General features: G+C 64.2%; 23 protein-coding genes. 19 read left to right on the top strand and 4 right to left on the bottom strand.

Going from position 1 to position 26947, the window contains the following annotated elements; genetic code table 11:
* Nucleotides 1–5: 5 nt before the first annotated feature.
* From AC1TQG_RS20470 to AC1TQG_RS20450, 5 genes are all read left to right on the top strand, one after another.
* Entirely contained in the window at nt 6–335 is a 330-nt protein-coding gene (locus tag AC1TQG_RS20470) for an urease subunit beta (protein WP_482139947.1), read from the top strand.
* Nucleotides 335–2056: an urease subunit alpha gene (locus AC1TQG_RS20465; RefSeq protein ID WP_482139661.1), complete on the top strand. Its 1722-nt coding sequence runs from the start codon at nt 335–337 to the stop codon at nt 2054–2056. The genes AC1TQG_RS20470 and AC1TQG_RS20465 overlap by 1 nt, the downstream gene beginning before the upstream one ends.
* Nucleotides 2056–2718, top strand: a complete 663-nt coding sequence (locus AC1TQG_RS20460) for an urease accessory protein UreF (RefSeq protein ID WP_482139660.1) — start codon at nt 2056–2058, stop codon at nt 2716–2718. Before AC1TQG_RS20465 ends, AC1TQG_RS20460 begins: the two co-directional genes overlap by 1 nt.
* A 67-nt stretch (nt 2719–2785) precedes the next feature.
* Nucleotides 2786–3463, top strand: a complete 678-nt coding sequence (gene ureG, locus AC1TQG_RS20455) for an urease accessory protein UreG (protein WP_482139659.1) — start codon at nt 2786–2788, stop codon at nt 3461–3463.
* A 7-nt stretch (nt 3464–3470) separates the two neighbouring features.
* Nucleotides 3471–4151, top strand: a complete 681-nt coding sequence (locus tag AC1TQG_RS20450; RefSeq protein ID WP_482139658.1) for an urease accessory protein UreD — start codon at nt 3471–3473, stop codon at nt 4149–4151.
* Nucleotide 4152: 1 nt separating this feature from the next.
* On the opposite strand, the gene AC1TQG_RS20445 is transcribed toward AC1TQG_RS20450, so the two are convergent.
* On the bottom strand, nt 4153–5685 hold the full coding sequence (locus tag AC1TQG_RS20445; protein ID WP_482139657.1) for an NAD(P)/FAD-dependent oxidoreductase: 1533 nt from the start codon (nt 5683–5685) through the stop codon (nt 4153–4155).
* Between the two features lie 134 nt (nt 5686–5819).
* A complete protein-coding gene (locus tag AC1TQG_RS20440) occupies nt 5820–6491 on the bottom strand; it encodes a GNAT family N-acetyltransferase (protein ID WP_482139656.1) in 672 nt (223 codons plus the stop codon).
* Between the two features lie 130 nt (nt 6492–6621).
* Here AC1TQG_RS20440 and AC1TQG_RS20435 point away from each other — a divergent pair, with 130 nt between their 5' ends.
* The 9 genes from AC1TQG_RS20435 (at nt 6622) to recD (ending at nt 20257) form a co-directional block, all read left to right on the top strand.
* Nucleotides 6622–7881 carry an NAD(P)/FAD-dependent oxidoreductase gene (locus tag AC1TQG_RS20435; RefSeq protein WP_482139655.1) on the top strand — a complete coding sequence of 420 codons (1260 nt, stop codon included), beginning with the start codon at nt 6622–6624 and terminating at the stop codon, nt 7879–7881.
* A gap of 11 nt (nt 7882–7892) precedes the next feature.
* Nucleotides 7893–8681, top strand: a complete 789-nt coding sequence (locus AC1TQG_RS20430; protein ID WP_482139654.1) for a DUF1365 domain-containing protein — start codon at nt 7893–7895, stop codon at nt 8679–8681.
* A complete protein-coding gene (locus AC1TQG_RS20425; protein ID WP_482139653.1) occupies nt 8681–9943 on the top strand; it encodes a class I SAM-dependent methyltransferase in 1263 nt (420 codons plus the stop codon). The genes AC1TQG_RS20430 and AC1TQG_RS20425 overlap by 1 nt, the downstream gene beginning before the upstream one ends.
* Nucleotides 9944–9950: 7 nt before the next feature.
* Nucleotides 9951–10703, top strand: coding sequence for an SDR family NAD(P)-dependent oxidoreductase (locus tag AC1TQG_RS20420; RefSeq protein WP_482139652.1), 753 nt, complete (start codon nt 9951–9953; stop codon nt 10701–10703).
* Nucleotides 10704–10784: 81 nt separating this feature from the next.
* Nucleotides 10785–11288: a pyridoxamine 5'-phosphate oxidase family protein gene (locus AC1TQG_RS20415; RefSeq protein ID WP_482139651.1), complete on the top strand. Its 504-nt coding sequence runs from the start codon at nt 10785–10787 to the stop codon at nt 11286–11288.
* A 26-nt stretch (nt 11289–11314) separates the two neighbouring features.
* Nucleotides 11315–11752: an acyl-CoA thioesterase gene (locus AC1TQG_RS20410; protein WP_482139650.1), complete on the top strand. Its 438-nt coding sequence runs from the start codon at nt 11315–11317 to the stop codon at nt 11750–11752.
* Nucleotides 11753–11825: 73 nt separating this feature from the next.
* Nucleotides 11826–15113, top strand: coding sequence for an exodeoxyribonuclease V subunit gamma (recC, locus tag AC1TQG_RS20405; protein WP_482139649.1), 3288 nt, complete (start codon nt 11826–11828; stop codon nt 15111–15113).
* 3 nt (nt 15114–15116) lie between these two features.
* Complete coding sequence (locus AC1TQG_RS20400; RefSeq protein WP_482139648.1) at nt 15117–18419, top strand: UvrD-helicase domain-containing protein; 3303 nt, start codon at nt 15117–15119, stop codon at nt 18417–18419.
* On the top strand, nt 18416–20257 hold the full coding sequence (gene recD, locus AC1TQG_RS20395) for an exodeoxyribonuclease V subunit alpha (RefSeq protein WP_482139647.1): 1842 nt from the start codon (nt 18416–18418) through the stop codon (nt 20255–20257). The genes AC1TQG_RS20400 and recD overlap by 4 nt, the downstream gene beginning before the upstream one ends.
* On the opposite strand, the gene AC1TQG_RS20390 is transcribed toward recD, so the two are convergent.
* Complete coding sequence (locus tag AC1TQG_RS20390; protein ID WP_482139646.1) at nt 20237–21031, bottom strand: PIG-L family deacetylase; 795 nt, start codon at nt 21029–21031, stop codon at nt 20237–20239. The genes recD and AC1TQG_RS20390 overlap by 21 nt on opposite strands.
* A 122-nt stretch (nt 21032–21153) precedes the next feature.
* Here AC1TQG_RS20390 and AC1TQG_RS20385 point away from each other — a divergent pair, with 122 nt between their 5' ends.
* The 5 genes from AC1TQG_RS20385 (at nt 21154) to AC1TQG_RS20365 (ending at nt 25584) form a co-directional block, all read left to right on the top strand.
* Complete coding sequence (locus AC1TQG_RS20385) at nt 21154–21411, top strand: LapA family protein (protein ID WP_482139645.1); 258 nt, start codon at nt 21154–21156, stop codon at nt 21409–21411.
* Nucleotides 21412–21488: 77 nt separating this feature from the next.
* Complete coding sequence (locus tag AC1TQG_RS20380) at nt 21489–23159, top strand: alpha/beta hydrolase (protein ID WP_482139644.1); 1671 nt, start codon at nt 21489–21491, stop codon at nt 23157–23159.
* A 48-nt stretch (nt 23160–23207) separates the two neighbouring features.
* Entirely contained in the window at nt 23208–23801 is a 594-nt protein-coding gene (locus AC1TQG_RS20375; protein WP_482139643.1) for a sulfite oxidase-like oxidoreductase, read from the top strand.
* Nucleotides 23798–24514, top strand: a complete 717-nt coding sequence (locus AC1TQG_RS20370) for a ferredoxin reductase (protein ID WP_482139642.1) — start codon at nt 23798–23800, stop codon at nt 24512–24514. The genes AC1TQG_RS20375 and AC1TQG_RS20370 overlap by 4 nt, the downstream gene beginning before the upstream one ends.
* Nucleotides 24511–25584 carry a threonine aldolase family protein gene (locus tag AC1TQG_RS20365; protein WP_482139641.1) on the top strand — a complete coding sequence of 358 codons (1074 nt, stop codon included), beginning with the start codon at nt 24511–24513 and terminating at the stop codon, nt 25582–25584. Before AC1TQG_RS20370 ends, AC1TQG_RS20365 begins: the two co-directional genes overlap by 4 nt.
* Here AC1TQG_RS20365 and AC1TQG_RS20360 read toward each other — a convergent pair.
* Nucleotides 25559–26929: a TIGR01777 family oxidoreductase gene (locus tag AC1TQG_RS20360; protein ID WP_482139640.1), complete on the bottom strand. Its 1371-nt coding sequence runs from the start codon at nt 26927–26929 to the stop codon at nt 25559–25561. The two genes, AC1TQG_RS20365 and AC1TQG_RS20360, sit on opposite strands and share 26 nt — an antisense overlap.
* Nucleotides 26930–26947: the final 18 nt, after the last annotated feature.

The following is a 26947-nucleotide window of genomic DNA, read 5'->3' as shown; positions in this document are numbered from 1 at the left end:
GACCGATGATGGCTGAGCAAAACCTGATACCAGGTGAAATACTCTGTGCCCCAGGTGAGATCATCCTCAATGAGGGTGCTGACGTTCTCGAGGTCGTGGTGGTCAACAGCGGCGATCGTCCGGTGCAGATCGGCAGTCATGTGCATTTTGTGCAGTCCAATGCCGCACTCGATTTCGATCGTGAACTCGCGTTCGGCCGACGGCTGAACATCCCCGCCGGAACCGCTGTGCGGTTCGAGCCGGGACTGTCGGCAACTGTTGAGCTGGTCCCGATCGCCGGTACGCGCGAAGTACATGGAATCTCGTCGAACCCGCCAGGAAGGCTGGACGCCTGATGGCATCGTTGAGTCGTGAGCGCTACGCCGAGCTGTACGGCCCCACGGTCGGTGACCGGATTCGGCTGGCCGACACCAACCTGCTGATCGAGGTCACCGAGGACCGCTCGGGTGGTCCGGGGCGTGCGGGTGAAGAAGCGGTCTTCGGTGGCGGCAAGGTCATCCGCGAGTCGATGGGGCAAGGCCGCGCGACGCGTGCTGATGGTGCCCCCGACACGGTGATCACCGGAGTGGTCATCCTCGATCACTGGGGAATCATCAAGGCAGACCTGGGAATTCGTGACGGACGGATCGTCGCACTCGGCAAGGCGGGCAACCCCGACACGATGGACGGCGTACACCCCGACCTCGTGATCGGCCCGTCCACCGAGATCATCGCAGGCAACGGCAAGATCATCACCGCAGGCGGTATCGACTGCCACGTGCACTTCATCTGCCCGCAGATCATGGACGAGGCACTCGGCAACGGCATCACCACCCTGATCGGTGGTGGCACCGGGCCGGCAGAGGGCAGCAAGGCGACCACTGTCACGCCGGGTGCCTGGCACCTGGCCTCGATGTTGTCGGCCACCGATCATTGGCCGCTCAACATCGTGCTGCTCGGCAAGGGCAACACCGTCAGCCTTGAGTCGATGCGCGAGCAATTGCGCGCCGGCGCTTCGGGTTTCAAACTCCACGAGGACTGGGGCAGCACCCCGGCGGCCATCGATGCCTGCCTGCGCATCGCCGATGAATCCGGTGTCCAGGTGGCGCTGCACTCCGATACCCTCAACGAGGCCGGGTTCGTCGAGGAGACCCTCGCAGCGATCGCCGGACGCGGGATCCACGCCTACCACACCGAAGGTGCCGGCGGCGGCCATGCGCCGGACATCATCACGGTGGCGTCCTACGCGAACGTCCTGCCCAGTTCCACGAATCCGACGCGGCCGCACACGATCAACACCCTCGATGAACACCTCGACATGCTGATGGTCTGCCACCATCTCAATCCCAGTGTCCCGGAGGATCTTGCGTTCGCGGAGAGTCGGATCCGGCCATCGACCATCGCCGCCGAGGATCTGCTGCACGACATGGGTGCGATCTCGATGATCGGTTCCGATGCGCAGGCGATGGGCCGCATCGGTGAGGTGGTCCTGCGCACCTGGCAGAGCGCGCACGTCATGAAGGCGCGGCGCGGTTCGTTGCCGGGGGACGGGGCCGCGGACAATCAGCGAGCCCAGCGGTACGTGGCCAAATACACGATCTGTCCTGCCATCGCCCATGGTCTGGACGACGAAATCGGTTCTGTCGAGGTAGGTAAGCTCGCCGATCTGGTCCTGTGGGAACCGGCGTTCTTCGGTGTCCGGCCGCATGCGGTGATCAAGGGTGGTGCGATCGCGTGGGCCGCCATGGGTGATGCCAACGCATCGATCCCGACGCCGCAGCCGGTGTTGCCCCGGGCCATGTTCGGTGCCTCCGCGCGTGTTGCGGCTGCCACATCGCTGAGTTTTGTTGCGCCACAGGCGATCGAGGACGGGCTTCCGGATCGACTGGGGCTCGACCGCCGACTTGTGCCGGTGAAGAATGTGCGTCACATCGGTAAGGCCGATATGCCCCGCAACAGTGCGCAACCCGAAATCCGCGTCGACCCCGACACATTCACCGTCACCATCGACGGCGAGGTCTGGGATCAGCAACCCGCGAGCGCTCTGCCGATGGCTCAGCGATATTTCATGTTCTGATGACCTCACCCGAGAGTCTTTCAGCCACCAGGCATCTGGGAATGCTGTTGACCCTGGCCGACTCACGCCTGCCGGTGGGTGGTCACGTTCACTCCGGAGGACTCGAAGAGGCGATCAGTTCCGGTTCGGTTCGCGACCTCGACACCCTCCGTGACTTCCTGGTGCGCCGGGTCGGTACCGCCGGTCTGGTTGCGGCATCGATCACCGCTGCAGTGGTCGCAGGCACCATCGACGTTGCGCAGGCCGAGGTGGAAGCTGATGCGCGCACGCCGTCGGCTGCGGCCAGGCGTGCATCCCGGGCTCAAGGACGCGGCATGCTGCGCTTGGGCAAAAAGATATGGCCCCAGCATGATTGGGGCCTGCACCCGGCGCGACCCCATCTACCGGTGGTGACCGGTCAGGTGGCGCGGGCAGCCGGTTTGAACCCGCATGAGAGTGCGATGGTGCTCATTTACACAACCATGACCGGATCTGCGACGGCTGGTCAGCGGTTGCTGGCGCTCGATCCCGGCGACGTCGCCCTGTTGGGCGTGCAGCTGACGGATTTGTGTGAGCAGACGGCGGCCGAGGCGGCGCAGGGGCTGGCCGACCTGTCCGATCCATTTCTTGATGTACTTGCCCAGCGGCACGAACTCCGGCCGATGCCGCTTTTCGCGTCATGACCGCCACCGATAGACCGAGCCATCACGCAGCAGACAACCATCACGCAGACGAAAAGGGAGACAGCTCTTGCCACCGCATCTGATCGACGGAGCGCCGCATACGCACGACCATGCCCGGCCGAAACGGGATCGGGTGCCGGGCGAGGCGCTGCGCATCGGCATCGGCGGCCCCGTCGGCTCCGGTAAGACCGCACTGGTTGCCGCACTGTGCAGGCAGTTGCGAGACGAGTTGTCGCTGGCCGTGTTGACCAACGACATCTACACCACCGAGGACGCCGATTTCTTGCGTCGCAACGCCGTGCTGCCGGACGAGCGGATCACCGCGGTCCAGACCGGCGGGTGCCCGCACACCGCCATCCGCGACGACATCACCGCAAACCTCGACGCCATCGATGACCTGGTCGAGGCCAACCCGCCGCTCGATCTCATCCTCGTCGAATCCGGCGGCGACAACCTCACCGCGACATTCTCGACCGGTCTGATCGACGCCCAGATCTTTGTGGTGGATGTGGCAGGCGGAGACAAGGTGCCACGCAAAGGTGGTCCCGGCGTGACGTTCTCGGATCTATTGGTCGTCAACAAGACCGACCTCGCACCGATGGTCGGGGCAAACCTCCAGGTGATGCGCGATGACGCCGAGCGGGTGCGGGAAGGTCGGCCGACGGTGCTGATCTCGCTGACCGACGATCCGGCCGCGACCGATGTACTGCGCTGGGTCCGGGAGCAGTTGGCCGCGGCACTCTGACCTGTCGATGCATACCGAGGTATATCTCGAGACGGCGAAGGGGCGATCTCCGCGCATCCGGACCAGGGGCGGCCTGGCCGCGCGTCAGACCGGGGTCGACGTGTTGCACCTGATCTCGACGGCTGCGACCCCGCTAGGCGGGGACACCATCGACATCCATGTGGATGTCGGGTGCGGGTCGCGGTTGACGGTGTTCAGCGTGGCTGCCACGTTGGCACTACCGAGTCGCGGGGAGCCGCGGTCGCAGCTGAACTGGCACATCTGCGTAGCCGATGGCGCCGAGCTGGTGATCGATCCGCTACCGACGATCGTCGCGGCGCATGCCGTCCACCACAGCAACACGACGGTGTCGGTCGCAGGGTCCGGGTCGGTCCGGATCTGTGAGCGTGTGCAGATCGGCCGGTTCGGTGAGGACGACGGTGCCTGGGCGGGGCGATTGAGCGTCGATGTCGACGGCACTACGGCCGTTCGGCACCAGCTTCGACTCGGCAAGGCCACCCACGATCGACTGGGGGCACCGACCGTGCTGATCAGTGAATTCTGTTATCCGGACGATCGCGCAGACGTGGTCCATCCCACCGCGGCGGCCACCCGGTTGCGGCCGGCGGCAGGCGGAAGTCTGACCACGGTGCTCGCCGACACGATGCCCCAGGCGGAGCGTCTTGCCGGCGAGCTGGCGGTCGGCTGAATCAGCTTGCGGCCGGTTTGGCGTCGCCTTCGGGCGTGCCTGAAGCCTTTGTGCCTTCGGGCGTGCCCGATGTTTTTGTATCTGTCAGCTCTTTGTCGGTGGCGGGCACCGGATCGGACAGAACAGGCTTGCTGTTGGGCGGTCCGGCGGCGTCGTCGCTCTTGTTCTGAGCCTTTTCGAGTTGGGCCAGGCGGTCGAGCGCGTTGCGGGCAAGTGTCTGCTGCTCGGTGATGGTGAGTTGCGACCGGCCGCGGGTCATGAAGGCGAACGACCAGTCGACGATGGTGTTCAGGCGACTGCGGAATCCGACGATGTACACCAGGTGCAGCAGCAGCCAGCCGAGCCAGGCGAAGAAACCCTCGGTCTCGATGTTCTTCTTGAATCCTGGTACCGGGACGGATGCGACGGCACTGAACTTCGAGATCGTGGCCATCGATCCCTTGTCCCAGTACTTGAACGGTTCGCGTTCTTCGGGCGTCTTGCCTGCGAGCCCGGCCTTGATGGCGTCGGCGGCGTACTTGCCGCCCTGGATGGCGCCCTGCGCCATGCCCGGAACGTCTTCGACCGACATCATGTCACCGACGACAAAGACGTTCGGGTTGCCCGGAATCGAGAGGTCGGGCAGCACCTTGACGCGGCCCGCGCGGTCGAGTTCGACACCACTCTGCTCGGCGAGCTGCTTGCCGAGCGGGCTGGCCGCGACACCGGCCGACCACACCTTGCACTGCGATTCGATGCGTCGGGTGGTGCCGTCTTTCTCCTTGACCAGCAAACCGTCGTAGTCGAGGTCGACGACCATCGCGTTGAGCTGGATTTCCACACCCATGCTCTCCAGGCGTTTGGCGGCCTTGTTGCCCAGATTGGCGCCCATCGGCGGGAGGACGGCAGGCGCCGCGTCGAGCAGGATCACCCGGGATTCGGTGGGGTCGATGTTGCGGAAGGCGCCCTTGAGTGTCTTGTTGCTCATCTCGGAGATCTGCCCGGCCAATTCGACACCGGTCGGCCCCGCCCCGATGACGACGAACGTCAGCAGCCGGGCACGTTCCTCGTGGTTGTCGGACAGTTCCGCCTGTTCAAAGGCGCCCAGGATGCGACCGCGCAGTTCGAGGGCGTCGTCGATGGTCTTCATGCCCGGTGCGAACTGCGAGAAGTGATCGTTGCCGAAGTACGACTGATCAGCACCGGCCGCGATGATCAGACTGTCGAACGGGGTTTCGGTGATGCGCTCGAGGAGGCGTGAGGTGACCACCTTGTTCTCGAGGTCGATCTTCTCGACGTTGCCCATCAGAACCTTGGCGTTCGCCTGTTTGCGCAGGATGACGCGGGTGGCGGGAGCGATCTCACCTTCGGAGATGATGCCGGTCGCGACCTGATAGAGCATCGGCTGGAAGAGGTGGTGGGTGGTGCGCGCGATCAAGGTGACGTCGACATCGGCCTTCTTCAGGTGCTGAGTCGAGAACAATCCACCGAAGCCGGAGCCGATGACCACCACCTTGTGGCGGGTCGAAACTGCAGTCTCCTTGCTCATGACCATCTCCTGTCAATTGGCGAATTGCGGCCGGGATCTCTGGGGAGTGGTGGGATCCGCACCATGCCTACGGTAGTTGGTGGCCGGTGTTTGGTCGCGCCAAGGTGTACCCGACCGCTTCGTCGGGTGAAGACAGCCGGTCAGGCAATCAGATGCGTGCTGGTGCGCGCTGCCTGCGCCCACGCGAAGTTGTTTGATTCCCAATCGGTGCGGAGGATCTCGTACTCGACCTCGCCGCGTTCGGACCCGGCGATCGAGGTGTCGGCGCAGTCGTGCAGACGGACCAGGCGCAGGCCGCAGTTCTCCATCACCCGCCTGGACGCGATGTTGACCGCCATCGTGCCTGCGAAGAGTCTGCTGACCTTCAAATCGTCGAACGCCAGTCGGACGAGGGCGCGGGCACCTTCGGTTGCCAACCCCTTACCCCACATACTTCGGCGCAGTCGGTAACTGAGCTCGAACTCTGATTCGGGTGAGTGGCGAGGTGCGCGGACGGCGAACCAGCCGACGAAACTGCTGGCGGGCTCGGGGTGGCCCACCGAACGCGCCGCCACCAGGTCGAGCCGGTCGAGGGCGACCCACAGTCCGGCACCGCTGCGATGTGTCGCCTCGGCCACAGCTCGGGGGATCGTCCATTCCTCGATCACCTCGCGAGGGGTCGGCGTACCACCGGTCACGTATCGCATCACCGCTGGATCGCGGTCGAGTTCCACAAGCTGGTCGGTGTCGCGGTGCGACACCGGCCGCAACACCAGGCGGTCGGTCTCGATGATCAACAATTTCCCCGTTTCGAAAGCGCGCTTGCGTGGCACCCTACATTCTCCGAGGCGGTTGGTGGGAGGCATTGGGTGAGAGCGGCGTACCGGTGACCGATTGAAGCCGAGCTGGTGTGATAGGTGGAGCACCTACACTGACGTGGTGCGGCGTTCGAAGAGTCCTCATATGACGACGGTGGCTGTAGTCGGGTCCGGTGTGTCCGGACTCACCGCCGCATATCTGCTCCGCACGGACCATGAAGTGACGCTCTATGAGAGCGATCACCGCCTCGGTGGTCATGCCCACACCCATACGCTGGGCTCCGGGCATGCGGCCGTACGTGTCGATTCGGGATTCATCGTCCACAACCACGACACCTACCCGCTGCTCCGAAAGCTCTTTTCGGAGTTGGGAGTTGATGTGGCGCCGACCGAGATGAGCATGAGCATCAACGACCGGCCCTCTGGTGTCCAGTACGCCGGTGGTCGCGGGTTGCCGGGGATCTTCGCCCAGAAGCGCCGGATCCTCGATCCTCGGTTTGTGGGGATGTTGTTGCAGATCAAGCGTTTTCATCGAGTCGCCGCAACACACCTCGCGGACGCCGATGACGACGACCTCAGTACCTACGGCGAATTCCTGATCCGGCACGGATTCTCTGACCACTTCATCCGGATGTTCGCGATCCCGCTGGTGTCGTGTGTGTGGTCGACCGGTTCGGCGAGGTCCCTCGACTACCCGGCGCGCTATCTGTTCGCCTTCCTCGACAACCACGGGATGCTCACCGTCAAGGGTTCGCCGCAGTGGTACACCGTGCGTGGGGGTTCCGGCACGTATGTCGACCGCATCGCAGCGACCCTCGACGACATCACGACAGGCGCCCCTGTCACGCGTATCGAGCGCGGCGACGACGGTGTGCGAATCAGTGCGACAGGTCGCCCCGACCGGGTTTTCGACCGGGTGGTGATCGCGACGCATGCCGATCAGGCCCTCGACCTGCTGGCAGATGCGTCGGAAGCCGAGAAGCGAGTCCTCGGGGCCTTCGGTTACGCGGCAAACGACACGATCCTGCACACCGATGCTTCCCTGATGCCCACCGTCACAGGGGCCGGCGCCAGCTGGAACTACCTCACACCGGAGGTGGCCGGCGCCGACGCACCGCCGGTGGTGACCTACTGGATGAACCGTCTGCAGGGTCTACCCGGACCCACCCAGTACTACGTGACACTCAACGGCCGGGATCGGATCAAACCGGACTCGATCATCGCGACCATGGCATACACACATCCCGTTTACACGCCGGAAGCTGTTGCCGCACAGAAGCAGTTGCCGGAATTGTCCACCCCGCAAACGGTGTTCGCCGGCGCCTATCACGGCTGGGGCTTCCACGAGGACGGTGTTCGCTCGGGTGTCGCGGCCGCAGCGCATTTCGGGGCTGATTGGGAATGAGGGCCGAGGCGGTGCTGCCACCCACGCCGGCGCTGGTGCCGGGGCGGGTGCGGCACGTGCGGCGAACACCTCTGCGGCACGGTTTCGATCACCGGGTATACCAATGGCTGGTCGACCTGGATGAGCCACCGCTGATTCCCGCTGGGTTGCGCTCCTTTGCCCGCATCTATGCCAAGGACCACCTCGGAGATCCGGGACCGATTGCCGAAATGTCCGATCCGACTGCCCAACTGCTCCGAATCAAACGCAATGTGGCGAACTACCTGGCAGTGCGCGATGTCGACCTCGGTCCGGATGGGCGGGTGCTGATGTTGGCGAACGCTCGGGTGCTCGGGTACGTCTTCGATCCGTTGACCGTGTTCTGGTGCTATTCGGGAGACACTCTGCGAGGTGTCGTCGCCGAGGTGCACAACACCTACGGTGAGCGCACCGCCTACCTGCTCGAACCTCAATCCCCGCCAGAATCGAGAGCCGGCGACCTGCGAACGCAGGTGCCGAAGCATTTCTACGTCTCACCGTTCAATGACGTCTCCGGCGACTACGACATAAATGTCCGGCTCGATTCGGAGTCTGTCGGCGTCTCGATCAGCCTGCTGCGCGCAGGCACGTCGATGTTCACCGCGAGCTTCGACGGTCGCCCGGCCGCGTACACGCCGCGTCTACTGATCCGCACCCTGATCACCAATCCGTTCATGCCGCAGCGTGTTTCTGCGCTCATCGCGATGCATGGCTTGTGGCTGTGGCTTCGCCGCCTCCCGGTCCGCGCCCGGCCCGCGCACACCCCGCCCGAAGGAGTTTGATGTCCGAACTGGCGCAGCCGGCGCAGTTACCCGAACTCGCGGAGCCTTTCTGTTTACGGCGACCGATCCTCGGCGGTGTCTGTTTCCTGGCGAGTTTTGCCCAGCTGTTCGTCAACCAGGCCGTCCGGCGCACGCCGGTGCAGGTCAGCTATCCCGACGGCACCATCCGCGGCGGTGGCGATGCGTCCAGCCCGCGCCTGGAGGTCGTTCGCCCCAAGGCCTTGCACGAACGGATGGGCCACAACCCCAAGATCGGGCTGGGCGAGGCGTATATGGCGGGCGATTGGCGTGTCGCCGACGGCAGCGACCTGGGGGAGGCGCTGACGCCGTTCGCGGCGCGCCTGACGTCGCTGGTCCCGGAACCCTGGTGGAAGCTGCGGATCTTCGTCGATACCAAGATCCCGCACCGTCACAAGAACACCCCCGAGGGTTCGCGCCGCAACATCGGCGCCCACTACGACCTCAGCAACGACCTCTTTGCCACGTTCCTCGATCCGACCATGACCTACAGCTCGGCGATGTTCGACCCGGCAGGTCCACCGGCCTCACAGGACCTCGAGCAGGCCCAGTACCGCAAACTCGACGCGATTCTCGATCAGGCCGGTGTGAAGGCCGGTAGTCGGGTTCTGGAGATCGGGACCGGTTGGGGAGCGCTGGCGATCAGGGCCGCCGGACGTGGCGCGCATGTCACCACGGTGACGTTGTCGAGGGAACAGCTCGAAATGGCCGAGGAGCGGGTCAGCGCCGAAGGTGTGATGGACATGGTCGATATTCGGCTGCAGGACTATCGGGCGGTGACCGGCGAGTTCGACGCCATCGTCTCGGTCGAGATGATCGAGGCGGTGGGCGAGGAGTTCTGGCCGACGTACTTCGGCAAGATCGATTCGCTGTTGGCGCCAGGCGGCACGGTTGCCATCCAGGCAATTCTGATGCCTCATCAACGAATGTTGGCCACCCGCAGGTCGTTTGGATGGATTCAGAAGTACATCTTCCCCGGCGGGCTGATCCCATCGTTCGAGGCGATCGAGAAGACGCTGGCGCAGCACACGACCTTGCGGGTCACGGAGCATCACGATTTCGGTCAGGACTACGCCGAGACACTCCGCCGGTGGCGGTCGTCGTTCACACAGCACCGGCAGGCCGTGATGCAGCTGGGTTTCGACGAAACCTTCATGCGGATGTGGGAGTACTACCTGGCGTACTGCGAGGCCGGATTTGCCTCGAACTACCTCCAGGTCAGCCAGATACGGATGCAGAGGTGATCTGAACATGACAACAGACCTGGCCGAAAAAAGGGTCTGGGTGATCGGTGCGTCGAGCGGTATCGGCGCGGCAACCGCCCGGGCGCTGGTCAAACGAGGTGCCCACGTTGCCATTTCGGCGCGCCGTGACACCGAACTGCGTGAGGTGGCCGGATCGGCGATGACCGTCGCGGTTGCCGACGTCACCAACCGTGACTCGGTCGATTCGGCGGCCGCGCACGTGCGCGAGGCCCTGGGCGATATCGACGTGGTGATCATCAATGCCGGGTTCTGGGAACAGATGGACGCCGCCGAGTGGGACCGCGACCTGTTCGAGCGCCATGTGCAGGTGAATCTGCTCGGCATGAACAACTGCGTCGGGGCGGTACTTCCGCAGATGGTGGAGAAGGGCGCAGGCACGATCGTCGGTGTCGCATCGGTGGCCGGTTATCGCGGACTGGGCGGCGCCGAGGCCTACGGCGCCACCAAGGCCGCGCAGATCAACATGCTCGAAGGCATGCGTGTTGCGCTTCGCCGGAAGGGTGTCCGTGTCGTGACGGTCTGCCCGGGTTTTGTGAAGACGAGTCTGACGGAGTCGAACACATTTCCCATGCCGTTTCTCATCGAAGCGGACGAAGCCGCCGAATCGATCTGCCGGGGTCTGGAGCGTGCTCGGATGGAGATCGTCTTCCCGGTTCCGATGGCCGCGTTGATGAAGGTGGCGCGTCTGCTTCCGGTCCGGTTGTGGGCACGGGTCTTCTCGGTGCGCGGCGCGACCTAGGGCGAGCGGAGTAGACCAACGATTAATTTTCGGTGTGGCCATGGTCGGTATGTCAGAGGGATGTCCGACTGAGGAGACACCATGGGAGCTCACCCGACTGCACGATTCGACGATCGTTTCAGTCGTTCGGGGGCTGTTGCCGCCGACTGGGAACAGATATCGGGGATCCTGGAGCGGGCCGAGTTGTATTGGGTGACAACGGTCCGCCGCGACGGCCGACCGCATGGCACGCCGTTGGTCGGGGTGTGGTCCGGCGACCGTTTCTACTTCTGTAGCGGACCCGATGAGCAGAAGGTTCACAATCTCGCGGTCAACGATCAGGTCAGTGTGACGACCGGGGTGAACACCTGGCAGTGCGGCTGCGATGTGGTGATCGAGGGCACCTCGCAGCAGGTCACCGATCAGGCGGAGCTGATTGCGATTGCCAAGGCCTACTTCGACAAATACGGGGACGCGTGGGCGTTTGAACCCTCTGAGGGTGGTTTCGGAACCGGCGACGATTTTGCTCTGGTGTACCGCGTCACACCACTGAAAGTATTCGCGTTCGAGAAGGATCCACACGGGCAGACCCGCTTCGACTTCTGAGGATTGTCACCACTACTGTGGCACCGGTGAGTGACACGACAGGCGTTACCGAGGTCTCGTTGCAACTGCGGTGGGGCGATATGGACCTCAACCGCCACGTGAACAACGTGCAATACGCCCGGCTCTTCGAAGAGGCCCGCGTGCGCGCGGTGTCGGGCTGGATCCGCGACGGATACGGCGCGGTCGCCATTCACATCGCACGTCAGGAAATCGAGTTCGTGAAGCCGCTGATCTACACCCCCGAGCCGGTTACGGCGCGGGTGTGGGTGAGTCGGCTCGGCGGCTCGTCCTTCGACTTCGGAAGTTCGCTCAGCGATGTAGACGGCAAGGTTGTCGCCCTCTGTGAGACAACCGTGGTGGCAGTGCATTCCGAAACCGGCGACGTTTTGCCGATCTCCGATGAGATGCGGGTGTTCCTGAAATCGAAGTCCGCCGATCCCGTTCCACTGCGCCGCCGATCCTGATCACCGTCTCGTGGTCACCTCGGGTGTCGGGCATCCGTGATACACCGGGGATGACAATCGGAAGGGGCCCTGCGTGCTGAGACTGCACCGCGCCGAGCGCACCAGCACGTTGGTGGCCGCGCTCGCCGACATCTTGACGACCGCGCCGTCGGATCCATTCGCTCGAGAGCTGGTTGCGGTACCTGCGCAAGGTGTCGAACGGTGGCTGACGCAGCAGTTGTCGACCCGGCTGGGTGCAACCGGCCCCGGCGGCGCCGACGGTATCGCGGCAAACATACTCTTTCCGCATCCGGCCTCGCTGGTCGATGACGTCATGGCGCAGGTCAGTGGTGTCGAATCCGGGCAGTTCGACAACGACCCGTGGTCGACGGGGCGGATGCTCTGGACGTTGCTGTCGGTGATCGACGATGCCGTCGATGATCCGGCCTGCGCGATCCTGGCCCGGCACCTGGGTCACAGTGCCGAAGCGGGCACCAGGGCCCCCGGGTTCCGGATCGGGCGCCGATACGGAACGGCCGAGCACCTCACCGCCTTGTTCCGGGGATACGGAACCCACCGACCGCAGATGATCATCGACTGGCACAACGGAAACGACACCGACGGTGCCGGTGCACGACTTGATCCCGATCAACGGTGGCAGGCGCATCTGTGGCGACTTCTTCGCGAGCGCATCGATTCACCGAGTCCGCCCGAACGTCTCGAACAGGTCTGTGCGGTACTTCTCGAACGGTCCGATGCGGTGGATCTGCCGGAGCGGCTGGCGTTGTTCGGTGTCACCCGTCTCAGTACCGAGCAGTTGCAGGTCCTGGCCGCCCTCGGTGCGCATCGCGACATCAATCTCTTTCTGCCACATGCCAGTCCGGTGATGTGGCAGAAACTGCAGTTGAAGTCTGCGCCGATCCGGCGCAGCGAGGTTGTGGTGCGCGACATCCAACATCCATTGCTGGCGTCGTTGTCCCGTGAGGTTCGCGAACTCCAGATCAACCTCTCCGCCGTTGCCGCAGACGATATTCATCACGCCGATGAACACGCCCGTGGTGGTACGCATCTCGAGCGTCTGCAGGATGCGCTTCGCGCAGACCGGATCGCGGAACCCGGCGGGCAGGCAGATGGCAGTGTTCAGGTCCATTCCTGTCACGGTGCCGCGCGCCAGGTCGAGGTGTTGCGCGAACTCGTGCTGCGGTTGTTCCAAGGCGATCCGACACTTGATCCGCGCGACGTGATCGTCATGTGCCCCGACGTCGAAACCCACGCACCGCTGATCCGGGCCGCATTCGGCCAGGTCAGTCATGCGCATCCCGGTCATGAACTGCGCGTTCGCCTGGCCGACCGCGCACTGCGTCAGACCAACCCGCTCCTGGATGTCATGACCGACCTGCTGTTATTGGCCGGTGGCCGGGTCAAGGCAAGTGAAGTACTCGACCTCCTCGACACGCCGCCGGTGCGGACCCGATTCGGGTTCGGCGACGACGACCTCGAACGCCTGCGGCAATGGACCGCCGAATCCGGAGCCCGCTGGGGTATCAACGACAACCAGCGAAAACCGTTCGGGCTGGGAGGGTTTCGGCAAAACACCTTCGACGCCGGACTTGACCGGATCCTGTTGGGTGTGGCCGCCGACGAGACCGAACTGGGCTGGCTCGACACCGCGCTACCGCTTGATGACGTGGACAGTGCCGACGTCGAGTTGGCAGGCAGATTCGCCGAGTTCATCAGCCGGCTCGATACCGCGCTGACCAGTTTGCGTGGTCCACGTCCGGCAACGCAGTGGGCCGAAAATCTGGCCACTGCACTGGATCTGCTCACCGCGGTGCGTCCCGCCGATGCGTGGCAGCGCAGTCAGGCACTTCGCGAACTGTCGTCGGCCACCGAACACGGTGGCGATACGACAGTGCGGCTCGCCGACATCCGGGCCATGCTGTCGCATCGGCTGGCCGGGCGTCCGACTCGGGCCAACTTCCGGACCGGCGAACTGACGGTGTGCACGATGGTCCCGATGCGGGCCGTGCCGCATCGGGTTGTCATCTTGCTCGGGCTCGACGACGAGAGTTATCCCCGTGTCGGCGGTATCAACGGCGACGACATCCTGGCGCGCAATCCGTGTGTCGGAGAACGGGATATCCGTAGCGAGGACCGTCAGCTGCTACTCGATGCGACCATGTCGGCGATCGACAAGCTCATCATCTTGTATACCGGCACCGATCCGGTGACCGGTCTGCGCAGGCCGCCTGCGGTCCCGGTGGGCGAACTGCTCGACACCGCAGACGCGATGCTGGCCGATGGCTCGACAGTGTCGACGTCGCATCCATTGCATGGCTTCGACCCGGCGAACTTCGCTGCCGAGAACCCCCTCAGCTTCGATCGAACGGCGCTTGCCGGGGCCGTGGCCACCCAATCGGTTCAGGTCTGCGAACCCGGATTTTTGCCGAAGCCACTGCCGAAGACCTCCGGTGATGTGGAGTTGTCCGACCTGATCGCCTTTGTCGAGCACCCGATGCGGGCATTCTGCCGCCAACGGCTGGGCATGTACCTGCCAGGCGACGACGAAGAGCTCAACGACGTGCTCAGCGCGGACATCGACGGTCTCGGCAAGTGGGCGATCGGCGATCGGATGCTGCAGGCCCGGCTCGGTGGAGCAGACGCGGATGCGTTGCGCGGTGCCGAACTTCGGCGCGGAACCTTGCCACCGTTTCTCTTGGGCGCGAAGGTGTTCGGAGAGATCTCCGGTCTGGTCGAGTCGCTCGTGACTGTGGCGGCACCCCTCTATGAGGCGCATCCCGACGTGATCGACGTGACCATCGATCTGGGCGACAACCGGAGGCTGACCGGGACCGTCCCGTCGGTCCATCGCGGCACGCTGGTCCGGACCATCTACTCCCGGCTGGCGGCTAAACACCGCCTGGCCGCGTGGGTCGGCTTGTTGGCGCTGGCGGCGTCCGGGTCCGACGTCACCAGCTCCGTTGTCGTCGGCCGCGGATCGTACGGCCGCGTCCGGCGATCGACACTGGCTGCGCCGCCGAATCCGATTGCGGTGCTGCGTCAGATCGTCGACCTGCGCGATCGGGGGCTGCAGTCGCCACTTCCGTTGCCGACGGCCGCTGCTGCCGAATACGCCGACCGTCGCCACCGGGGCGACGACACCGCTCTGGCCATGGACGCAGCCGACAAGAACTTCATGAACAAGTTCGGCGGCGACGCACAGGACGTCTACGTCCGGTACTTGCATGAGGGGGAGTTCTCGGCCGTGATCGCCGAACGGGCGGTCGCAGAGGAAAAGGACTGGGATGAGCAGGGGTCTCGTTTCGCGGCAGGCGCGATGCGCTTGTGGACGCCCTTGCTGGATTCGGAACAGGTGCGCTGAGACATGATCCAAAGCCCTATCGCGCCGGTCACGTTCGACATCACCGGACCGCTGCCATCCGGCACCACCGTCCTCGAAGCCAGTGCCGGTACCGGAAAGACCTATGCCATCGTCGGTTTGGCTGCTCGGTATGTCGCCGACGGTGTTCCGCTGTCCGACCTTCTGCTGGTCACATTCAGCCGCTTCGCGACCGCCGAACTCCGTGAGCGCACACGACTGCGGCTGACCGGACTCGCTGCGGCCCTGACCGATCCCGTGGCCGCGCGGGATTCGGACGACCCGCTGGCCGCGATGCTCTCCGCGGGATCGCCGGGCGAGGTCGAGATTCGCCGTAGGCGCCTGGCAGATGCGGTATCGGACTTCGACGCGGCCACCATCGCCACCACTCACACATTCTGCAGTCGCATGCTCGACGGACTCGGTGTGGCCGGGGATTTCGAGAACGACATCACCCTGGTCGAGGATGTCAGTGACCTGATCACCGAAGTCACCGACGACCTGTACCTGCATCGGTTCAGCGGAAACGGCGTAGCGCCGTTCAGTCTGGTCGAGGCCCACTCCTTCTGTCGGCAGGCGGTCTTCCAGCGGCAGGCGAAGCTGTCTCCGATCACCGACCCCGACACCGACGAGTATCAGCGGATCGACTTCGCGAAGACGGTGATCGTCGAGGTGGAACGCCGTAAGCGGCAGACGAACATTCGCGACTACGACGACCTGCAGATCCTGCTGCGTGATGCGCTCGAAGACCCCGAGCACGGGGAGCAGGCATGTCGTCGGGTGCGGAGCCGATTCCAGGTGGTTCTGGTCGACGAGTTCCAGGACACCGACCCGGTGCAGTGGGCCATCTTCCGGTTGGCCTTTCACGGGCACACCACCCTGGTGCTGGTGGGCGATCCCAAACAGTCGATCTACGCGTTCCGCGGGGCCGAGGTGTTCAGCTACCTCGAAGCCGTTCGGGCCGCCGACAACCATCAGGCACTGCCCACCAACTGGCGCAGTGATGCCGACCTCGTCGAGGCGCTCGACCGCGTCTATGGCGGTGCGGCACTCGGTAGTCCGGAGATCGTGGTCCACGAGGTCGGGGCCACACATACCGAGTCGAGATTGCCCGGTCAGGTCCCACTGCGATTGCGATACCTGAACCGCAGAGGCCACGGACCGCTGGGCAAGAGCGGGTTCCCGGTGCTCGATCGCCTGCGACGTTCGGTGGCCGACGATGTCGCCGCCGACCTGACCCGACTCCTGAATTCCCGGACACCGTTGTGTGGCACCGGAGGCGAACGTGCGGTGGCACCCGGCGACATCGCCGTCCTGGTCCGAAATCACCGGCACCTCAACATGATCCAGGCAGCGCTGGACAGCAGGGGAGTGCCGTCTGTGCTGGCGGGTGGTACCAGTGTCTACAGCACGCAAGGCGCGCTCGACTGGTTGTGGCTGTTGCAGGCGATGGAACAACCGAGCCGAACCGCGCGCATCCGTTTGGCCGCACTCACGCCACTGCTCGGATGGACTGCCGCAGAACTGGATTCCGGTGCCGACGGGCTGACCGCCGACATCAGTGCGCTGATCCGTGAACTGGTTGCGGTGTATCACGAGTCGGGTTTTGCGGCCGTATACGAACATCTCTCGGGAGTCCGCGATGTGCCCGGCCGGGTGCTGTCCGTGGTGGGTGGGGAGCGTCGGCTCACCGATCTGACCCACGTGGCCCAGCTCTGCAACCGCGCTGTGGTGGAAGAGGGTTTGGGTCTGACCGCGCTGGTGCGCAGGCTCGGGCAGTTGATCAACGACCCGACGTCGGGCAATCAGGGTGAACAGAGCCGGCGCCTCGACAGCGACGCCGCGGCCGTACAGCTCCTCACGGTGCACCGGAGCAAAGGGCTCGAGTTCCCGATCGTCTATGTGCCCTATGGCTGGGACGGCGCGCAACATCCTTCACCGGATACGTTCTTGCTCCACGACGAGGCAGGCAAACGACTGCTCGACATCGGTGGCAAGGATGCACCCGGCTACCGCGATCGCCGGGAGGCCTCCGCGACCGAGGACAACGGTGAAGAGCTACGACTGCTGTACGTTGCGTTGACCCGTGCGGCGTCGGCGGTCGTGTTGTGGTGGGCGCCGGGCACATCGGCGCGGTCGTCGCCGCTGCACCGCTTGCTCTTCAGTCGCGATCGGTCGAATCCCGATCCGCGACCGGTGGTGCCGGATGACGCGAAGGTCGGCCAATTCATGACGGCCTGGGGCGAGACCGCGGGTAACCGGGTGCGGGTGGAACCGGCCGACTACGGAACAGAGGGGCAGCTCCCGTGGGTGCCGCAACGGCCCGAAACCGGCGAGCTGGCGGTGGCGAGCTTCACCCGCCATATCGACCACACCTGGCGGCGCACGTCGTATTCGGCGTTGGTCGCCGGTACGCATCATGAACCGGCGGTGGCCAGTGAACCGGAGTCGGAGGTCAAGACAGACGAGCAGGTCGCCGAACCGCTGGACGTCCCGGTTGCCGACGGGTCCGCTGACCTACCGCATGCTTCTTTGATGAACACCCTGCCTTTTGGTGCGGCATTCGGAACCCTGGTCCACGAGGTGCTCGAGGTCATCGACACCGATGCCGACGACCTGGCGACCGAGGTGGCAACGCGCTGCCGAGACGCGGTGGCCATGTGGATGGCCGAGGCTGATCCCGAGGTGTTGGCGACCGCACTGTTGGCAGTCCTGCGGACACCACTCGGGCTGCAGCCGGAGACAACCCTGGGGCAGCTGGCGACCAGGGATCGGTTGGCAGAGCTCGACTTCGAGTTCCCGCTCGGTGGCGACGAATCGACCACGCTGCGCGAGATCAGCGATCTGATGGACACCCATCTTGATGCCGACGACCTGCTCGCCGACTATCCACAGCACCTTCGTGGCGTGCAGGCGCCACCGCTGCGCGGATATCTCGTCGGCAGTATCGACGCTGTCCTGAGACTGCCCGGCAACCGGTTTGTCATCGTCGACTACAAGACCAACCGGACCGCACGCGGAGATCTCAGTGCCCTCGACTACACGCCCGAGCGGATGGCCCGCGAGATGATCAACTCGCACTATCCGTTACAGGCGTTGCTCTATTCGGTTGCCCTGCACCGATATCTGCGGTGGCGGCTGCCCGCGTACGACCCTGAAGTCCACCTCGCCGGCGCCCAGTACCACTTTGTGCGGGGCATGATCGGGCCCGATACCCCGGCCGGATGTGGTGTCTTCCAATGGCATCCACCGGCATCCCTGATCGTCGCGGTCTCAGACCTGATCGCCGGAAGGACAGTGCAGCTGTGACGGTGCAGTACGACGCGCGGATTGCGGTCAATGCCCATCCCACACTGGTGCCGTTCAACACCGCCGGTGTGCTCAGTGCAGCAGATGTGCATGTGGCGCAGCGGTTGGCGGGTCTGAGCAAGGCGGATATCGATCCGAATGTCCTGCTCGCAACAGCACTTGCGGTCCGGGCCGTGCGATTGGGTTCGGTCTGTGTCGAGGTCAACAGGCTGTCCGAGGTCGCCATCGATGAGGACGAGTTCGGTGTCGACCCGGATTCGCTGCCGTGGCCGGATGCGGCAGCGGTCGTCGCTGCACTCGAGGTCAGTCCACTGGTCACCGGTTCGGCGTCCGGGTCGCTGCGTCCACTGCACCTGGCACAGACGCCCGAGGGCCCGTTGTTGTATCTGCGGCGATACTTCCTGCAGGAGCAGCGGATCCGTGAACTCCTCGACGACCGATCACACAGCCATCCGGAGGTGAATGCCGATCGGCTGCTCACCGGTCTGCGGAGGCACTTTCCCGATGAGGGACCCGATCGGCAAAGAATTGCTGCCGCCTTGGCCAGTGCCGGTTGGACCACCGTGATCGCCGGTGGGCCAGGTACGGGCAAAACCCACACGGTTGCACGGGTATTGGCGTTGATGTTCGACGAATACGGCCCCTCGTTGCGGGTGGCGCTGGCAGCGCCGACCGGGCGGGCCGCGGCTCAGCTGGAAGAATCGGTGCGGTCGCAGGCCGATGAACTGGGCTTGCCCACCGACCTCTCCGCGACGACCCTGCATCGTCTACTTGGTTGGAAACCGGGGAGCCGCAGCCGATTTGCGCATGATTCGGGCAATCGGCTGCCACATGAACTGGTGGTTGTCGATGAGACGTCGATGGTCTCACTGACCATGATGGCGAGGCTGCTCGACGCGTTGCGACCTCAGGCCCGGTTGGTCCTGGTCGGTGATCCCGATCAGCTCGCCTCGGTCGATGCCGGTGCCGTGCTGGCCGATCTGGTCTATCGGCCGGTCACCGAACAGATCAACCCGATACTCAAGACACTGATCGAACCGGATCTGGTGGACGACCGCGGCGATCCCGATGCCCTTGACGCCGACGAGAGGTCGCGGTTGGCCGGAGGGGTCATCAGGCTGACCAAGGTGCGCCGGTTCGGCGAGCAGATCAAACGCCTCGCCGCTGCGGTTCGTGACGGCGACGCCGATTCGGTGATCGATCTGCTTGCGGCCGGGCACAGCCAGTTCGAGTTGGTCGATCCCGGTGATCTGGCGTCGGTGCGTGATGACATCGTCACCACGGCCGAACAGATGCGACGTGCGGGTGCCCGCGGTGACGCGCAGACCGCCCTTGCCGGCCTGCATACCCACCGTCTTCTGTGTGCGCACCGGGAGGGCACATCGGGCGTCGAACACTGGTCTCGCCAGGCGATGGAATGGATCGGGACGACTGCGGGTGCGCAGGACTGGTACCCGGGTCAGCCATTGTTGGTCACGGCCAACGACTACGACACCGGCATCTTCAACGGAGATACCGGCGTGGTGGTGAGCAGCGGTGGACGGTTGATGGTCGCGTTCCGGCGTGGATCGGAGGTGAAGATGCTGCATCCTTCGCAACTGGTGGCAGCGGTCCCGGTGTATGCGATGACAATTCACCGAAGCCAGGGATCGCAGTACGAGTCGGTGTCGGTGGTCATACCGCCGGATCGCTCTGCATTGCTGACGCGGGAACTGCTGTACACGGCGATCACCCGGGCCAGCGGCCACGTGCGGCTGATCGGTACGGAAGAGTCCATTCGCGCCGGTGTTGAACGAAAAGTGTTGCGGGCCAGCGGACTACGGACGTCCGTCGACTGAATCGGCCGGCCCGGAGAAATCCAGGGCATCAAGGGGGTCTGCGGCCAACGGCATTCGCAGGAAATGCTCGTTGCGAAGCACCTCGCGCCGGTCCTTTTCGGGCAGGTCCTCCAGCATCGTCAATGCGCCGCCCCGGTCCATCTCGGTGCGATGAGCCTGAAGCGCTTTCCATTTCGTGTCGAGCCAATCCGCGACATCGATGGTGGTGTCCACCGTGTGGTCGGGAACCCCCGGCAATGCCTCCGCCGGACTTGTGCCCTTTCGGATCGCAGGCCACAGCACACTTGCCAGTGAGTGGGGCATCGTGGAGAGATAGAGGAGTCGGGTACGCCAGGGCGGTCCTGCTTCTGGATACAGCTGCCCGAACGCGGCCGCGCCGATCGCGGCGACGGTCACCCGGTGCGCCTGCACGTGGTCGGGATGCCCGTAGACGCCGAATGGGTCATACGTTGCGATGGTGTCCGGCCGGAATCGGCGGATATGTGCGACAACCTCTCCGACCACTTTGTCGAAGGGCACATCGCAGAATGCCGGTTGATCGGGTGCTGATTCGGGAAACGGCCTGTCGGCATAGCCGAGAAACAGGGGAGGGTCGGCTTTCAACAGCTTCATGGAGGCTTCGAGCTCGAGGCCACGAGATGTGCCCTGCGCCCACGTACACGTGATCACCGCGGTGCGTCCGCCCAGCTGCGCGCATCGGGCCAGCACCCCGCCGGTCCACAGCGCCTCGTCGTCGGGGTGCGCATGGACACAGAGCAAACTGGGATGGGGCACTCCGCCACCCTAACCCGGTGCCTGCGCGAAACAACCTCGACAGGACTTGGGCAACGACAAGTCCGGGACTTCTTTGTTCTTAGCAGTACCGAATGGTCGGGTATGGCGACTATTGTCGAAATATGTCCAAAAGTGCAGGCACGTCGTCTTCCAACATCTTCTCCAAGGTCTCGCCAGCGGGCTGGGCTGCCCTGATTCTTGCGATTATCGCGGTTATCTTTGTGCTCCAGAATCGTGATTCGACATCCATCACCCTTTTCTGGATCGATGTCACCTCGCCGCTCTGGTTCACCCTGCTGATGATCTTTGTGGTCGGCTGGGTGGTCGGCATCCTGATGATGCGCGGCCGCAGCAAGAAGAAAGAAGTAGTGACCCAGTAGCCGGTTCTGCTTGAGCGCAGATGTCCCTGCTAACTTCTGAGGATTCACCACTCGGGTGAGTCCAAAACGGAGGCACAGTGACACTGCGCTGGTCGAAAGTTGTGCCACAACGATATGTTTTCGGCGGGCTGGTCGTTGCATTGGTTGCGATCTGGTTCTCGTTGACCCCTTCGCTGCTTCCCCGGAGCGCGCTGTTCCAAGGTGTCATCAGCGGTGCCTCCGGTGCTCTCGGTTATGGACTCGGCGTGCTTGTTTCGATGTTGATCCGCTACCTCGGTGTGCGCGAAGTCCCGGAGAAGTACAAACGAATCGGTTGGTTTGCCCTGGCGGGCATCGCGCCGATCGGCACGATTCTGATGCTCGTCTCATTTGGTCTTTGGCAGCACGACCTTCGGGATCTGATGGACGTCGAGTCGTTTTCGGCGAGTGGCTATCCGCTGCTGGTGGTGCTCGCAGCGGTGGTGTTCGTGCTGTTTGTTGCCATCGGGCGTGCATTTGTGCGGTTGACGCGATGGGTGTCTGCGAAGGTCAGTCGTGTTGTGCCGCCACGGATCGCGGGATTCGTCGCTGCGGCCCTGGTAGTCGTGATCACTGTCGGTGTGCTCAATGGTGTGGTCACACGCGTGGTGATGTCGAGTCTCAACGACAGCTTTGCGGCGATCAACAACGAAACCGACCCCGACACCGAACCTCCCTCGTCGAGGTATCGCTCGGGTGGACCTGACTCGCTGGTGACGTGGGATTCGCTCGGACGCCAGGGCCGGATCTTCGTCTCGAACGGCCCGTCTGTCGAAGATCTGTCGGCGTTCAACAATGCGCAGGCGACGGAACCGATCCGCGCCTACTCCGGACTGGCCTCAGCTGACGGGTATCGGCCCGAAGCCGAACTCGCTGCCGACGAACTCGTGCGTGCCGGTGGTCTGGAGCGTGGCGTGATCGCGGTCGGAACCACCACCGGCACCGGGTGGATCAACGAAAGTACCGTCAGCGCACTGGAATACCTGTACAACGGCAACACCGCGGTGGTGTCGATGCAGTATTCGTACCTGCCGAGTCCGATCTCGTTCCTCGTCGACCAGGAACGGGCTCGCCAGGCCGGACGTGCCTTGTTCGAGGCGGTGTACGCGAAGTGGAATGCGCTTCCCGAGGATTCACGTCCGAAACTGGTGGTCTTCGGCGAGAGCCTCGGTTCGTTCGGTGGTGAAAGTGCATTCAGCGGAGTCGAGGACATCGCCGCTCGCACTGACGGTGCACTGTTCATCGGCCCCACCTACACCAACGAGATCTGGGAGCAGACGACCGACAACCGGGAGCCCGGTTCACCGCAGTGGTTGCCGGTGTACGGCGATGGGGAGACGGCGCGGTTCGTTGCCCGGGCCTCCGATCTCGAGTCTCCGGGGGCGTCGTGGCCGGGGCCGCGGGTCGTGTACCTGCAGCATCCGTCGGACCCGATCACCTGGTGGTCGCCGAGCCTGGCGCTTCGCAAGCCGGACTGGCTCCGCGAGTCGCGTGGGTACGACGTACTCGACAGTGTTCGCTGGATTCCGTTGGTGACCTTTTTGCAGGTGTCGGCCGACATGGCCGACTCCAACAGCGTGCCGGACGGCCATGGACACACTTTCCACGCCGATATCGCGAACTCGTGGGCAGCCATACTCGATCCGGAAGGTTGGACCGCCGACGACACGCAGCGCCTGCGTCAGGTCCTCACCGACCAACGTGAAAACTCGGCCCAGCACGAGGACTGAGTCGACGATGGGCTGCGGCAGGCGGCACCGCAGCGCACACTTGCAGTCATGGCCATCATCAACAAGGGTTTCGGGGCCCGTCGCCGACAAAAGGACGAACGGCTCCCACCGGGGCAGTATCTGACGAGTGACTTCCCGGTTCTGTCGGCCGGTCCGACACCGCTGATCGACCGGATGGAATGGAATTTCGAGGTCAGGCTGCTCGGCGGTCAACGCAAGAGCTGGTCGTGGGACGAGTTCATGTCGCTTCCGCAGCAAGACATCACGGTTGACATCCACTGTGTGACGGCATGGTCGAAGCTGGCGACGATGTGGCGGGGTGTGTCGCTCGACGTCCTCCTCGGCGACGAGGTCGATCCCGACGGCTACCTGATGGCCCACTGCCATGGCGGATACACCACCAACGTCCCGTTGGAGGATGTGCTCGACGGGCAGGCGTGGATTGCGCACACCTTTGAGGGCGAGCCGCTCGAAGCCGAACACGGTGGGCCGGCGCGACTGCTGATCCCGCACCTGTACTTCTGGAAGTCCGCGAAGTGGATCAGTGGGCTCACCGAGATGGCGCAGGACGTTCCGGGTTTCTGGGAGAGCAATGGCTATCACAACCATGGGGACCCGTGGAAAGAGGAACGGTATTGGTGAACGGCTGGCGGCCGGCGATGCTTGTCGCGGCGTCGATGGAGACGCCGACCGCCCGGACCCTCCGACTACAGGTGCCCGGCCGTGGTCGGGTGTTACCGGGCCAGCACATCGACATCCGGTTGACCGCGGAGGATGGTTACCAGGCAGTGCGGTCCTATTCGGTGGCGGGGGTGTTCGGTGATGATTTCCTCGAGACGACGGTGCAAGAACTCATCGACGGCGAGGTGTCGCCCTACCTCATCGGAGATCTCGAAGTCGGTGATCAGGTGGAGATTCGCGGACCAATCGGTCGCTGGTTCGTCTGGCGCTCCGCGGACCCAGCACCGGTGCAATTGATCGCCGGCGGTTCGGGTGTGGTGCCGTTGATGTCGATGATCCGGGAGCGCGAAACGGCCGGCACGACGGTGCCGTTTCGTCTCCTGTACTCGGTGCGCAGCCCGGAAAACGATTACTACCGGGCCGAACTCGACCAGCTGAGCTCGGCCGGACGTCTGCAGGTCGACTATGTGTACACCCGTCATGCGCCGGCGGATGCCCGCCGGCGACCGGGACGACTGACACCGGAAGAACTGGCATCGTTGGTGATCCCGGTGGATCAGCAGCCGGAGTTCCGGGTGTGCGGACCGACAGCGTTTGTCGAACAATGTGCCCGGTGGTTGCTGGACCTGGAATACCCGGCGAACACGATCAGGACGGAAAGGTTTGGTGGATGACATCCATGTCGGAACCGGCGGATCAGCTACACGATCCGCAGTGGCGGGCGTTCGCGTCGGACAACTACGCCGGAATGCTGCCCGAGGTGCTTGCCGCACTCGCGGCGGCCAACGGCGGACATCAGCCCTCATACGGTGACGATGTCTACACCGAGCAGTTGAGGCGTGTGGTCCGCCACGAGTTCGGTGCTCGGGCGGAGGTCTTCCCGGTGTTCAACGGAACCGCCGCCAACGTGGTGAGCCTGACGGCGATGCTGCCCCGATGGGGTGCGGCGATCGTGTCGGAGTCCGCACACGTCCACAACGACGAGGGTGGTGCGCCGGAACGGGTCAGTGGCATCAAACTTCTCACGGTGCCGACGACCGACGGAAAGCTGACACCGGAATCCATTGCGACGCAGGCATATGGGTTCGGTGATGTGCATCGGGCGCAGCCGCTGGCGGTCAGTCTGACCCAATCGACCGAACTCGGTACCTTGTATTCGCGCGATGAGATCGCGGCCATCTGCGACTACGCCCACGGGCAGCGGATGGTGGTCCACATCGACGGGGCCAGACTATGGAATGCTGCTGCGGCGCTGGGGCTTTCGCTCGGCGACTTCACCGCTGCCGCGGGTGTTGATGTGGTGAGCCTCGGCGGGACCAAGGTAGGTGCATTGGGCGCGGAAGCTGTGGTTGTCATCAACCCCGACTCGGTAACCGGCACCGACTACATCCGCAAGCTCAGCATGCAGTTGGCGAGCAAGATGCGTTTTGTCTCGGCGCAGTTGCTGGCGCTGTTCGACGACGGCACGGCGTTGCGGGCCGCCGCACACGCCAATGCCATGGCCGCCCGGCTCCGTGGCCTGCTCGACGGGACACCCGGGCTCACGATCACCCAGCCCACCGAGGCGAACGCGGTATTTGCCGCGCTCGATCCGATGGCTGCAGAGCGCGTGCGTTCGGTGTGGAAGTTCTACACCTGGAACGAGGCCACCGCCGAGGTTCGGTGGATGTGTTCGTTCGACACCACACCCGAGGACGTCGACGGGTTTGCCGAGTTGATCAAGTCTGAACTCGCGGCTCGGTGAGGGGCTGGTCGGGGTCGCCACCGAGTTGGTGACGTAACACCTCGTCGATCTCGGTCATCCGGAACCGGTGGCCCACTGCCATGAGACGTGCGGCGCTCACGCGCTGATTGGCAAACGCCAGTTCCTTGGCGCCCTCTGATCCGAGGATGACCTGTGGGCCCAGGCTCGGGACCGGGATGATCGCAGGCCGGTGTACCGCTCCGGCCAGCGCGGAGGTGTATTCGGAGTTGCGGACCGGATTCGGCGCCACCGCATTGACCGGACCGGACAGTCGTTCGTCGACGATCGCGCGGTAGTAGATGTCGATGAGATCGTCGATGCCGATCCAGGACAGCCACTGGTTTCCATCGCCGAGCCGCCCGCCGAGTCCGAGGGTGAACAGCGGCCGCATCAACTTCAAGGTTCCGCCCGCGGCTGCCTGGACGATCCCGGTCCGGACGTTCACCACCCGCGCTCCGGCGGCGGCCGCCGGTGAGGTGGCATCTTCCCAATCGGATACGACGTCGGCGAGGAAACCGTCTCCGCGCGAGGAGCTCTCATCGAGTACGGAATCTCCGCGGTCGTAGCCGTAGAACCCGATGGCCGACGCGCATACAAAAGTCGGGCTGGGTTCGGTGATGCCGGCTATACGTGCAAGTGCTGCTGTCGGCTCGATCCTGCTGTCCCGGATCGCAGACTTGTGTCCGTCGCCAAACCGCCCTGCTATCGACGCGCCGGCGAGATGCACCACGGCATCGACACCTGCCAAGAGATCCTCGGCGGGATCGCCGGGGTTCCAACGACGTTCGTCGGGACCCTCGGGGATGTGCCGCACCAGGGAGATGACGCGGTGACCTCCGGTGGTCAGCAATGCGCGCAAGGCGGATCCGACAAGTCCCGACGCGCCGGTGATGGCAATGGTCAAGGGTTTACCGGCCAACGGCATCGCCCAGGCGTGGGTGGCCAGATCGTCGGCCAGTTGCCGATGCCGGTAACGAAACATCGGGCGCAGCAGTGCCGTCGGCACGGCGGTTTCCACGGTGTCGGTGACCTTGGTGGTCTGCGGATCGAGCTCCGAGAAACCATGATGGTGCGTCCACGTCATCACCAATCGCAGGGGCCACGAATCGAGTTGGTCGACAAACTGATTCGGTGGATGGAAGCGCGTCGGCTGATGCCGGGCCACCCATTTCAGTCCGCATCCGAACGACAGCACGGCGGTGCCGTCCTCCAGTGAATCGGCTTCCTTTACCAGTGAGGGCGGTGCCCATGGCGGTGACAGGCGGGCGAAAGCTCCTGGCCTGCCGTGCCAGGCGAACACTTCGTCGATGGGTGTGGAGACCGTGCTCGTATGCGTGATACCCATATGGCCCAGGCTACGCAG

Source organism: Williamsia sp. Y844 (assembly GCF_056786475.1).
The sequence above is the reverse complement of the archived record's forward strand: the minus strand, read 5'-3'. Positions and strand labels throughout refer to the sequence as shown.

Coding starts and splice junctions, on each gene's coding strand:
- AC1TQG_RS20400 (WP_482139648.1), top strand. CDS start 15,117: ATGATCCAAAGCCCTATCGCGCCGGTCACGTTCGACATCACCGGACCG.
- AC1TQG_RS20470 (WP_482139947.1), top strand. CDS start 6: ATGATGGCTGAGCAAAACCTGATACCAGGTGAAATACTCTGTGCCCCA.
- AC1TQG_RS20360 (WP_482139640.1), bottom strand. CDS start 26,929: ATGGGTATCACGCATACGAGCACGGTCTCCACACCCATCGACGAAGTG.
- AC1TQG_RS20465 (WP_482139661.1), top strand. CDS start 335: ATGGCATCGTTGAGTCGTGAGCGCTACGCCGAGCTGTACGGCCCCACG.
- AC1TQG_RS20365 (WP_482139641.1), top strand. CDS start 24,511: ATGACATCCATGTCGGAACCGGCGGATCAGCTACACGATCCGCAGTGG.
- AC1TQG_RS20385 (WP_482139645.1), top strand. CDS start 21,154: ATGTCCAAAAGTGCAGGCACGTCGTCTTCCAACATCTTCTCCAAGGTC.
- AC1TQG_RS20420 (WP_482139652.1), top strand. CDS start 9,951: ATGACAACAGACCTGGCCGAAAAAAGGGTCTGGGTGATCGGTGCGTCG.
- AC1TQG_RS20450 (WP_482139658.1), top strand. CDS start 3,471: ATGCATACCGAGGTATATCTCGAGACGGCGAAGGGGCGATCTCCGCGC.
- AC1TQG_RS20415 (WP_482139651.1), top strand. CDS start 10,785: ATGGGAGCTCACCCGACTGCACGATTCGACGATCGTTTCAGTCGTTCG.
- AC1TQG_RS20460 (WP_482139660.1), top strand. CDS start 2,056: ATGACCTCACCCGAGAGTCTTTCAGCCACCAGGCATCTGGGAATGCTG.
- AC1TQG_RS20425 (WP_482139653.1), top strand. CDS start 8,681: ATGTCCGAACTGGCGCAGCCGGCGCAGTTACCCGAACTCGCGGAGCCT.
- AC1TQG_RS20445 (WP_482139657.1), bottom strand. CDS start 5,685: ATGGTCATGAGCAAGGAGACTGCAGTTTCGACCCGCCACAAGGTGGTG.
- AC1TQG_RS20435 (WP_482139655.1), top strand. CDS start 6,622: ATGACGACGGTGGCTGTAGTCGGGTCCGGTGTGTCCGGACTCACCGCC.
- AC1TQG_RS20375 (WP_482139643.1), top strand. CDS start 23,208: ATGGCCATCATCAACAAGGGTTTCGGGGCCCGTCGCCGACAAAAGGAC.